General features: G+C 69.4%; 10 protein-coding genes. 8 read left to right on the top strand and 2 right to left on the bottom strand.

Going from position 1 to position 11049, the window contains the following annotated elements:
* Positions 1-39: 39 nt before the first annotated feature.
* The gene (locus ACLFA2_RS03320; RefSeq protein ID WP_426622035.1) at positions 40-1419 is read left to right on the top strand and encodes an MFS transporter; all 1380 of its coding nucleotides are present in this window, start codon (positions 40-42) and stop codon (positions 1417-1419) included.
* Between the two features lie 105 nt (positions 1420-1524).
* On the opposite strand, the gene ACLFA2_RS03315 is transcribed toward ACLFA2_RS03320, so the two are convergent.
* Positions 1525-2235, bottom strand: a complete 711-nt coding sequence (locus tag ACLFA2_RS03315) for an IclR family transcriptional regulator (RefSeq protein WP_021198823.1) — start codon at positions 2233-2235, stop codon at positions 1525-1527.
* Between the two features lie 159 nt (positions 2236-2394).
* On the opposite strand from ACLFA2_RS03315, the gene ACLFA2_RS03310 reads away from it, so the two are divergent.
* The 6 genes from ACLFA2_RS03310 (at position 2395) to ACLFA2_RS03285 (ending at position 8532) form a co-directional block, all read left to right on the top strand.
* Complete coding sequence (locus ACLFA2_RS03310) at positions 2395-4266, top strand: FAD-dependent monooxygenase (protein WP_426622034.1); 1872 nt, start codon at positions 2395-2397, stop codon at positions 4264-4266.
* 185 nt (positions 4267-4451) lie between these two features.
* Positions 4452-5426: an ABC transporter ATP-binding protein gene (locus tag ACLFA2_RS03305; RefSeq protein WP_426622033.1), complete on the top strand. Its 975-nt coding sequence runs from the start codon at positions 4452-4454 to the stop codon at positions 5424-5426.
* A gap of 1 nt (position 5427) precedes the next feature.
* On the top strand, positions 5428-6183 hold the full coding sequence (locus ACLFA2_RS03300) for an ABC transporter permease (protein ID WP_136025258.1): 756 nt from the start codon (positions 5428-5430) through the stop codon (positions 6181-6183).
* Positions 6184-6223: 40 nt separating this feature from the next.
* Positions 6224-7417: a sensor histidine kinase gene (locus ACLFA2_RS03295; RefSeq protein ID WP_401067421.1), complete on the top strand. Its 1194-nt coding sequence runs from the start codon at positions 6224-6226 to the stop codon at positions 7415-7417.
* Positions 7414-8043 (top strand): response regulator, encoded by a 630-nt coding sequence (locus ACLFA2_RS03290; RefSeq protein ID WP_426622032.1) that lies wholly within the window; start codon positions 7414-7416, stop codon positions 8041-8043. The genes ACLFA2_RS03295 and ACLFA2_RS03290 overlap by 4 nt, the downstream gene beginning before the upstream one ends.
* Positions 8044-8157: 114 nt before the next feature.
* Positions 8158-8532, top strand: coding sequence for a VOC family protein (locus ACLFA2_RS03285; RefSeq protein ID WP_021198817.1), 375 nt, complete (start codon positions 8158-8160; stop codon positions 8530-8532).
* Here the strand turns inward: ACLFA2_RS03285 and ACLFA2_RS03280 are convergent.
* Entirely contained in the window at positions 8520-8924 is a 405-nt protein-coding gene (locus ACLFA2_RS03280; RefSeq protein WP_021198816.1) for a VOC family protein, read from the bottom strand. The two genes, ACLFA2_RS03285 and ACLFA2_RS03280, sit on opposite strands and share 13 nt — an antisense overlap.
* A gap of 187 nt (positions 8925-9111) precedes the next feature.
* Here ACLFA2_RS03280 and ACLFA2_RS03275 point away from each other — a divergent pair, with 187 nt between their 5' ends.
* Positions 9112-11034: an endonuclease/exonuclease/phosphatase family protein gene (locus ACLFA2_RS03275; protein WP_426622031.1), complete on the top strand. Its 1923-nt coding sequence runs from the start codon at positions 9112-9114 to the stop codon at positions 11032-11034.
* The last annotated feature ends 15 nt before the right edge of the window (positions 11035-11049 follow it).

Below are 11049 nucleotides of genomic sequence, written 5' to 3'. Positions count from 1 at the left end.
ACGCCGTGACAATGCGGTCACAACCAAAGGAGACACCCCATGAGTGGGCAGTCACAGGCTGGGTTCACGCCCACCGGAACCATCGCGACAGCGGCCGATCGGCGCCGTGTCGTGTTCGCCACCGTCATCGGCACCACGGTCGAGTGGTACGACTTCTTCATCTACGCCACGGCCGTCGGGCTCGTGTTCGGTCAGCTCTTCTTCGCCCCGCTCGGCGAGAACAGCGCCCTGATCGGCTTCGCCACGGTCGGCGTCAGCTTCCTGTTCCGTCCCCTCGGCGCCTTCCTCGCCGGCCACTACGGCGACAAGCTCGGGCGCAAGGCCGTGCTGATGTGGACGCTGATCCTGATGGGTGCGGCCACCGCCCTCATCGGCATCCTGCCCACGTACGAGACCATCGGACTGATGGCGCCGATCCTGCTGGTGCTGCTGCGCATCGTGCAGGGCATCTCGGCGGGCGGTGAGTGGGGCGGTGCCGTGCTGATGGCCGTCGAGCATGCGCCCCGCAAGAAGCGCGGCATCTTCGGCGCGTCCCCGCAGATCGGCGTGCCTCTCGGCCTCCTGCTCGCCTCCGGTGTGATGGCGCTCATGACGGTGATCGCCCCCGGCGACCAGTTCCTCGCGTGGGGCTGGCGTGTGCCGTTCCTGCTCAGCGTGGTGCTGATCCTCGTCGGGTACTACGTGCGCCGCAAGGTCGAGGAGAGCCCGGTCTTCACCGAGCTCGCCGCGCGCAAGGAGAAGGCGCGGATGCCGATCGCGCAGCTGTTCCGCAAGCACCTGCTGCTCGTGATCATCGCCGCGTTCGTGTTCGCCGGCAACAACGCCGTGGGCTACATGACCACGGGCGGATACATCCAGGGGTACGCCACGGACCCTGCCGGCCCCATCGGCCTCGAGCGCGGCCCCGTGCTCTGGGCGGTCGCCGGATCCGCGGTCACCTGGCTGCTCACCACGCTCCTCGCGGGGTGGCTGTCCGACCGCATCGGCCGCCGCACGACGTACATCGTCGGCTGGGCGCTGCAGCTGGTCGGTGTGTTCACGCTGTTCCCGCTGGTCAACACCGGCGAGATCGGCCTGCTGTTCGCCGGGTTGGCGATCCTCACGATCGGCCTCGGATTCACCTACGGTCCGCAGGCGGCGCTGTACGCCGAGCTGTTCCCCGCGAGCATCCGGTTCTCCGGTGTCTCGATCTCGTACGCGATCGGCGCCATCGCCGGCGGTGCGTTCGCCCCGACGATCGCGACGGCCATCGTGAAGGCGACCGGCTCGACGGGGGCCGTCACCTGGTATCTGGCCGGAATGACCGTACTGGGTCTCGTCGCGACCCTGCTGCTCCGCGACCGCTCGGGCATCCCGCTCGGACCGGATCATGAGGAAGAGCAGTCCGTCAGCCCGATCTACGGACTCGCCAAGGCCTGACCTCGCGCGGATGGCATGACGTGCTCCCGTCGCGCTTCCTGTCGTCTGCCACACGGCGACGACAGGAAGCGCGGCGGGAGCTTCGTCTCGAGGGCTGCGCGCGCGTCAGCCGTCGAGAGCGTCGCGGATGTCGGACGCCGCCTGTCGGAGTCGCGCGGCGATCTCGGCATCGTCGAGGTCTGTTGCCACGTGCACGACGGCGATCGCGGCCGGGCGCTGTCCGCGCAGGGTGAGCGGGACCGCGACGGACTGGACGGTGGGGATGACCTCGTCGTGGCTCGTCGCATAGCCGCGGGCACGCGCCGCATCGACGTCGGCAGGAAGCGATGCGGGAACCTCATCCGGCCATTCCGCGACCGGCACCTGCGCGAGGATCGCTTTCCCTGGGGCGCCGACCGACACCGGGTGTCGGGCGCCGGGGCGTTGGGCGACACTCGCGACCGCGTGCCGAGGCTCGACGCTGGCCAGCGTGATGCACTCGGTGCCGTCGAGGACGGCGAGGAAGCATGTCATGCCGAGTTCGTTGGCGATCGCCGTGAGCTCGGGAAGCGCCTCGGCCTGCAGGTCGTGCGCGACCCCGGCCGCGAGTGCTGCCATGCGCGCCCCGAGATTCACGGCTCCGGAGGCGTCGCGCGTGACCAGCCCGTGGTCTTCGAGCGTGCGCAGCAGGCGATACGCGATGGAGCGGTGCACACCGAGACGGGACGCGATCTCGTCGATCGTCAGGGGGCCGCGGGCATCGGCGAGTACCTCGAGGATGCGGATGCCGCGACTGAGAGTCTGGGAGGCGGGCGAGGGGATCGTGCTGTCGGGCATGCGGGTGCTCCCTTGCGATCGCGGACGGCGCGGTTTAGGCTGTGTTCAATAGTAGAACGTTGTGTTCGAATATAGAACACGATGGCGTCGGGTGCAAGACCCGATGAACCACCTCCGACAGACACACCCGACGATGACGTCCGGAAGGAATCGACGACGATGCAGTTCCACCACCACGGCTACGTCTCCGCTGACCCGCGCGTGCAGGGCGCCGCCGGCATCGGGGTTGCGCGGCCCGCCGACCTCCCCGACGAGATCGATGTGCTCATCGTCGGGTCGGGGCCTGCGGGGATGCTGCTCGCCGCCCAGATGGCGCAGTATCCCGACATCTCCACCCGCATCATCGAGAAGCGCGACGGGCGCCTTCCGCTCGGCCAGGCCGACGGCATCCAGCCGCGCAGTGTCGAGACGTTCCAGGCGTTCGGTTTCGCCGAGCGGATCATCGCCGAGGCGTACAACATCGGCTGGATGAACTTCTGGGGTCCGAACCCGGACAAGCGCGACGAGATCGTCCGCACCTCGCGCACCTCCGACTACGCCTACGACATCTGCGAGTTCCCGCACCTCATTGTCAACCAGGCCCGCGTGCTCGACTACTTCGCCGAGGCCGCGGCTAACGGGCCCGGCCGGATCGTGCCCGACTACGGGGTCGAGTTCACCGGCCTCACGGTGCACGACGAGGGGGAGTACCCCGTCGAGGTCGGCATCCGTTACGTCGCGGGGGAGCGCTCGGGTGAGGAGCGGACCATCCGTGCCAAGTTCGTCGTCGGCTGCGACGGCGCCCGCAGCGGTGTGCGTCAGGCGATCGGCCGCACGCACGTGGGCGCCTCGGCCGCGCACGCCTGGGGTGTCATGGACGTGCTCGTCAACACCGACTTCCCGGACTGGCGCACCAAGTGCGCGATCAACTCCGAGGCGGGCAACATCCTGCACATCCCGCGGGAGGGCGGATACCTCTCGCGCATGTACATCGACCTGGGCGAGGTCGCAGACGACGATGACCACCGCGTACGGCAGACGCCGATCGAGGAGATCATCCGCCGCGCGAACGAGATCCTGCACCCGTACACACTCGATGTCCGCGAGGTGGCCTGGCACAGCGTGTACGAAGTCGGTCACCGGGTCACCGACGGCTTCGACGACGTGATCGACGGTTCGGGACGCACGCCCCGGGTGTTCCTCACCGGCGACGCGTGCCACACGCACAGCGCCAAGGCGGGCCAGGGCATGAACGTGTCGATGCAGGACGGCTTCAACCTCGGGTGGAAGCTCGGCTCTGTGCTCTCGGGCCGTGCCCCGGAAGCCCTGCTGGCCACGTACGGTGCCGAGCGGCGGCCCGTGGCGCAGCAGCTGATCGACTTCGACCGCGAGTGGTCGAGCCTGATGGCGCGGAAGCCCGAGGAGATCTCCGACCCCAACGAGCTGGCGACCTACTACCTCGCCACGGCAGAGTTCCCGTCGGGGTTCATGACGCAGTACACCTCGTCGATGATCACCGGAACCGACCGGCACCAGGATCTGGCCGTGGGTTTCCCGCTCGGGAAGCGCTTCAAGTCCGCCGAGGTCGTGCGCGTGGGCGACGGCAACGTCGTGCACCTCGGGCACCACGCGAAGGCCGACGGCCGCTGGCGCGTGTACGCGTTCGGCGACCGCACCGGTGAAGGGCTCGCCACATGGGCGGAGGCGGCCGAGCCGCTGTTCGCGCGCTTCACGCCGGAGGACGCCGACGTCGATGCCGTCTTCGATGTCAAGGCGGTCTATCGGCAGCCGTTCGAAGAGGTCGAGGTCACCTCGGCTCCCGCGCTGTTCCAGCCGAAGACCGGGCCGCTCGGACTGACCGACTGGGAGAAGGTGTACGCGGCGGGCCCCAGCAAGTGGACCGAGACCGACATCTTCGCCGCGCGCGAGCTGTCGCGCGACGGCGTGGTGGTCGTGGTGCGGCCAGACCAGTACGTGGCAGCGATCCTGCCGCTGCATGACACGACCGAGCTGGCCGACTTCCTCGAGGGGGCGCTGCTTCCGGCGCGTTGAGGTCCCGGGCTCCGCTCCGCGTCCGGCGGAGATCCCCTCGACGGGCGGAGCGTCGGCCCCGGTCGTTCCGCCCGAGGGTGAGTTCTCCTCCCGGGGCTGCGGGGCGCCTGGATATGACACGTGTCACGTCCAGGAGATGACACCGCCCTCCGGCGCCACCGCCCGCATCGGACGAGGCTGGAGGCATGAACAACTCCTTCGTGGACGGGACGGCGACGCGGGCCTCCGCTCGACCGGTAACCGCCGCCCCGACCGATGAACCCGTGGTGCTCGAGCTGAGCGCCGTGAAACGACACTTCGGCACGGGCGACCGCCGGGTGCAGGCTGTCGACGGGGTCGACCTGTCGATCCGACGTGGCGAGGTCGTCGCGCTGCTGGGACCGAACGGTGCGGGCAAGACCACCACGCTCGACATGCTTCTCGGGCTCACCGAGCCCAGCAGCGGCACCGTGCGGGTGCTCGGGACGACACCGCAGCGCGCCACTTCCAGCGGTTCGATCGGGGCGGTGCTGCAGACCGGGGGCCTGCTCGGCGACCTGACCGTCGGAGAGACGGTGCGGCTGATCGCTTCTCTCCACGGTGCCGACGCCCTCGACCGGGTGGACGATGTCATGACCCGCGCCGACCTGGAGCATCTCGCCCGCCGAAGGGTCTCGAAGTGCTCCGGTGGTGAGCAGCAGCGCGTGAAGTTCGCGCTCGCGATGGTGTCCGACCCCGACATCCTGGTGCTCGACGAGCCCACGGCGGGAATGGACGTCACGGCCCGGCGGCACTTCTGGGATGTCATGCGGGCGGATGCGGATGCCGGGCGCACGATCGTCTTCGCCACCCACTATCTCGAGGAGGCCGAGCAGTTCGCACGCCGCACCGTGGTGATGCATCGCGGGACGGTCGTCGCCGACGCCCCCACCGCGCTGCTGCGCGCCAGCCTCGGAGAGCGGACCGTCTCGGCGACGGTCGACGAAGACGCGGGCGCGCTCGTCGCCCTGCTGAGCGCGGCCGATGGTGTCGCCGGCGTGCGGCTCGACGGCGATCGACTCAGCCTGCGTACCGCTGACTCCGACGCCGCCGCCCGCATCCTGCTCGACAACGGTGCCCATGACCTGGAGATCGCCGCGCCCACCCTCGAGACCGCCTTCACGGCACTGACGGAGAACTGACATGCTCGTCTCACCCACCATGCTGCGCATCGAAGGCCTCCGCCAGCTGCGCAACCCCTATACGCTCGCGTTCACTCTGGCGATGCCGGTCGCGATGTACCTGCTGTTCGGTGCCGGAATGGGCTATGGCTCGCTCTCTGCCGGTCACGGGAACGTCTCCTTCTACGTGATGACCTCGATGGCGGCCTATGGCACGGCGGTCGCCATGAGCTCGCTCACGTCGCTCGCCGCGACGGAGGCCAAGCAGGGGTGGGGACGCCAGCTCGCGATGACCCCGCTCACGACGGCCGGATACGCGGTGACGAAGCTGCTCACCGCGGTCGCCTTCGCGGCGCTGGCGCTGGTGGCGGTGTTCACCGCCGGGATGATGACCGGTGCCGAGGCGGAAGACGCCTGGCGCTGGGTCGCGACGGCGGGCATCATCCTCGGGATCGGCCTCATGTACGGACTCTTCGGTCTCGGCGTCGGACTGTTCTTCAGCTCCGACTCGGCAGCGGCACTCGCCTCGATCTCGATGACGTTCTTCGCGTTCTTCGGCAACGTGTTCATGCCGCTCGACGGTGTGATGCTCGACATCGCGCGCTTCACCCCCCTGTACGGCTTCGTCGCCCTGAGCCGGTGGCCCCTCACCGACGGGACGCTCACGACGGGACAGACCGATCCGCTCTGGATGCTGTTCCTCAACGTCGCCGTCTGGCTCCTGCTGTTCGCCCTCCTCGTCATGATGGGGATGAAGCGCTCCCGGGCGCGGCAGTAGCGGCCCCGACGGCGGCACAGGGCGACAGTAGGTTGGACGGATGACGCGACACACGAACCCGGAGAGTCCAGAGACGCCAGGGTCCGCCCGCGAGGCCGCGTCGTTCGCGGCGGCGGGCGCGGCCCCGGCGGCATGGGCGGCTCCCGGGGCGCGCAGCGCTACGGGGAAGGACCCGTGGGCGCGGTTCGGCTGGCTGATGGCCGTGATCTGGCTCGTGTTCCTGGTCTATCCGGTGATCGCGCTGCTGCGCTCGGAAGCGCCGGTCCCGTGGGTCGTGGTGGGGTGGGCTGCACTGGTCGCGTTCGTCGTGCTGTACGTCACCGGTTTCATGCACGGGATGCGGGGCGGCGGCGGACTGGGTCGCGCACCCTCGCGGAGGCAGTGGATCACGTTCGTCGCACTGATCGGGTGCGTCGTGATCTCGATCCCGGCGGAGGGAGGATCGGCGCTCAGCTTCCTGCCGTTCCTCATGTCGTTCGCCTCCTACGGGCTGACACGCCTGTGGCACTGGATCACGACGATCGCCGCGGTCACGGTCACGGCGCTGTGCGTGTTCCTGCTTCCTGGGGGGATCAGCTATCTGTCCGTGCTCGCGATCGTGGCGCTGCTCGGCGTGGTCAACACGGTGTCGACGTGGCTCATCCTGCGTTCGGCGGAGGCGGAGAGGCTCGGCCTCGAGCTGGCGACGAGCGAGGGGCGTGAAGCGGTGGCCCGCGACGTGCACGACCTGATCGGGCACTCGCTGACCGTCGTCGGGCTCAAGGCGCAGCTGGTGCGGCGGCTGATGGACTCCGATCCCGAACGGGCCAAGGCCGAGCTGGCCGACATCGAACGGCTCACGGCGGAGGCGATCGCGGGCGTCCGCTCGACGGTGGCCGGCGCGCGAGGGACCACGCTCGTGGAGCAGCTCGCCTCTTCTCGCGACTCGTTCCGTGCGGCGGACATCGCTCTGCAGGTCGAGGGGGAGCCGAGCGCGCTGTCGCCGGTGCAGGCGATCACCGCGAGCTGGATCCTCCGCGAGGCGACCACGAACACGCTCCGGCATTCTCGTGCTCGAACGGTTCGGGTGAGGTTGCTCCCCGGACGCCTGGTGGTGGAGGACGACGGAGTGGGTGTCGGCCTGGTGGAAGGCAACGGCATCCGCGGTATGCGTGAACGCGCGGCGGCGGCCGGTGCGTCGTTCGTCCTGGGGCCCGTCGGCGACGCGGGCACACGCGTGGAGGTGACCTGGTGAACGCATCGAGCCGCGACATCGGCATCCGCTTGCTGATCGCCGACGATCAGGCTCTCGTGCGGGGCGCGCTCGGGGCGTTGCTCGAGTTGGAGCCCGACCTCACCGTGGTCGGCATGGCCGCGGACGGGGCGGAAGCCGTGCGACTCGCGGAGGAGCTGCGACCGGACGTGTGCCTCATGGACATCCAGATGCCCGGGATGGACGGAGTCGAGGCGACACGGCGCATCCGCGAGGTGAGCGGGGGCACACGCATCCTCGTCGTGACGACGTTCGCCCGCCCCGGCTACCTGCGCTCCGCCCTGGAGGCCGGTGCCAGCGGGTTCATCGTCAAGGACACGCCCGCCGAGGAACTGGCCGAAGCGGTACGACGCGTGCAGTCCGGCTTGCGCGTGCTCGATCCGGCGCTCGCCGCCGACAGCCTGTTCGACGGCGCGAACCCGCTGAGCGATCGGGAGCGGCAGGTGCTGAGGCTCGCCGTGGACGGACGTTCCGCCGCGATGATCGCCGCGGAGGTGTTCCTGTCAGCGGGAACCGTGCGCAACCACCTCTCCGCGGCGATCGGGAAGACCGGGGCGGCGAACCGTGCGCAGGCGGTGCGGATCGCCCTCGACAAGGGGTGGATCTGAGGGGCGGTTCGCTCACTGTCGAATGTCGCTGGTCGAATGTCGCTGGTCGGATGTCGGTGCTCACGCGTACCGTTGGCGGCGACGGGCGACGGCGCCCGACAGGAGGAGCACCTGATGGACTGGAAGATCGAACTCATCTTCGTGCCGGTCACCGACGTGGACCGCTCGAAGGCCTTCTACGAGAAGATCGGCTTCAACGCCGATTGGGACCAGACGCCCACCGAGGGACTGCGCTTCGTGCAGATGACGCCACCGGGGTCGGCATGCTCGATCGCGTTCGGCACCGGCCTGGGCATCGACCTCGAGCCGGGCAGCCAGAACACGATCCAGGTCGTGGTCCCGGATGCCGATGAGGCGCTCGCCCACCTGCAGGGTCTGGGCGTCTCCGCCCGCGGGGTGCAGGAGCTGGACTGGGGGCGTTTCGTGTCGTTCGACGACCCGGACGGCAACTCCTGGACGCTGCAGCAGCTCCCCGACTATGGAGCGTAGGGCCCGGCGTCGGCGACGATCTCGATCTTGAAGCCGGAGGCGTTCTCGAGCCACCCGGCGTAGTGCCGGTCGCCGCCGGCGTGCGGATAGCGGTCGGCGTAGAGCGGATCCCAGCCGTGGGCGGGTGCTTGCGCCATGAGCGCATCGACGGCAGCGCGCGCACCGCCGTGGAACGCGAGATGGTTGAGTCCGGGACGTCGGCGGTCGTGCGTCGAGCCCGACAGATTCGGAGACGTCGTGAGAGTGAGGTAGGCGCTGTCGGCGACCCACGATTCGCCGCCGGGCCATTCGCTGTCGAGCGTGAAACCGAGGCGCTGCAGGATCCAGCGCCATTCCGCGCGTACCGCGTCGAGATCGGCGATCCACAGTTCGACGTGATGGAAACCCGGCATGGTCCGAGTCTGCCAGGGGAGAGCCGGCGGAGCGGACGATGCCCATGGTGGTTCGAACCTCCCGCGACGACGCTCCGGCAGCCGTTCTCCGTGCCACCCGCCACCGGCATTCACCTCGAGGTCACGAGCCGGTCATCCGACGCCCGTACCGTCGCGACGGACCGCGCTTCGAAAGGACCTCCTCGCAATGACCTCCCCCTCCCGGCCGAAGCGAGGACGACTCGCTCTCCTCGGCGCCGCCATCGCTCTCGCCGGAATCCTCGTGGGCCCGCCCGCACATGCGGCGGACGGATCGCTCGCGGTCGACTCCCCGAGCATCGCGATCGAGGAAACCGTGACCTTCACGTTCGATGCCGGCACGGCTGTTCACGACCGCAACTGGATCGGGATCTATCGCGACGGCGTGGTGCCCGGTGGTCCGGCGTCCCTGGACTGGCGATACGTTCCCACCGCGGCGGGTGAGGTCACCTGGAACCCTTCGACGCGTGAGGGGTGGACCCGCAACTCGTCGACGATGGGAGCGGGGGAGTACGACGTCTATCTCCTCGAGGACGACGGCTACAACGTGCTCGCCGGACCCATCGACCTCACCGTCACGGACGATGACGCCGAGCCGCCCGTCACGCCTGCTGAGCCGAAGTCGGAGATCGAGGGGAAGAGCGGCCTCAACGTGCTGACGTTCAATGTGTGGCACGGCGGCACGCAGGTCGCCGACGGGGCACGGCAGATCGCCGACATCATCACGCAGACCGATGCCGATGTGACGTTCCTGCCCGAGGTGGGTCAGGCTCCCGCCCAGGTCGCGGCACTGCTCGGGTATCAGCACCTCACTGCGACCGACACCGGCATCGTCTCGCGGTATCCGATCCTCTCGACCGACACGGTCGGGCGCTGGTGGTCGAAAGCGGTGCTCGATGTGAACGGCTCCGAGGTGGTCGTCTACGGCGGTCACCTGGAGTACCGCTGGTACACGACCTACCTTCCGCGGGGGTACGGCGGCGAGGTACTCGGCGACTGGCCGACCGGCTGGAACACCTGGAGCAAGCTCGGCGCTCCCGTGACCGATGTCGAGGCGATCCTGAAGGCGAACGAGCAGTCCGGCCGCCCCGCTGCTGCTGCGGATCTCGTCGCCGACATCGACGCCGAGCGAGCGGCGGGACGACTCGCCATCGTGGGCGGAGACTTCAACGAACCACCCTCGCAGGACTGGACGGCTGCCACCGCCGGTCTCTTCGATCACAACGGCGTCGTCGTCCCCTGGCAGACGACCCAGAGGCTGCTCGACGGGGGACTGGTCGACGCCTTCCGCACGGTGCACCCCGACCCGGTGGCGAACCCGGGCTTCACCTGGCCTTCGGACAACCCCCTGTTCCCCACGTCATCGCTCACCTGGGCGCCGGAAGCGGATGAGCGCGACCGTATCGACTACATCTTCGCGACGCCGGACCGGCGGCTCTCGATCGACGGAGCGGCCGTGGTCGGTCCACAGTCGACCATCGTGCGCAACGCGCGCGTCGTCGACGACAGCGCCGATGAGATCTTCACTCCGGATGCCGTCTGGCCCTCCGATCACAAGGCGGTCCTGGCGAACTTCACGGTCTGCGACGAGGGGTGCGCGAAGCCCGAGCCCGAGCCCGAGCAGCCGAACGTGCAGCTCGGCGCGGCCTCGGTCGCTGCCGGAAGCGACGTCACGATCTCGGGTACCGATTTCCCCGCCACGACCGCGCTGCGGATCGAGCTGCGTTCGACTCCGATGCCGCTCGGGACGGCGACGACGGATGCGTCGGGCGCGTTCCGTGCGACCGTCACCGTTCCCGCGGACGCATCCCCCGGGGCTCACAGCATCGTCGTCATCGACCCCGATGGTGCGGAGACGACCGTCGCGCTCACCGTGACCGCTTCTATCGGTGGCGAATCGCCAGGGGGTACCCCGGGCGGCGCACCCGGCACCGGGGGAGCCGCAGCCCCCGGATCCGGGGGCGGGACGGTGAAGAGTGACAGCCTCGCCACCACCGGTGCCGACAGCACGCCGTTGCTCCTCGGCGGAGCGCTGCTGCTCGGCGTGGGGCTGGGCCTCGTCGTGTGGCGACGGCGTCGGCGTCACGGTTGATCCGACGGGCGGTGC

The sequence above is a fragment of the Microbacterium sp. As-52 genome (genome assembly GCF_049949185.1).
GTDB classification, from domain to species: Bacteria; Actinomycetota; Actinomycetes; order Actinomycetales; family Microbacteriaceae; genus Microbacterium; species Microbacterium maritypicum_A.
The sequence above is the reverse complement of the archived record's forward strand: the minus strand, read 5'-3'. Positions and strand labels throughout refer to the sequence as shown.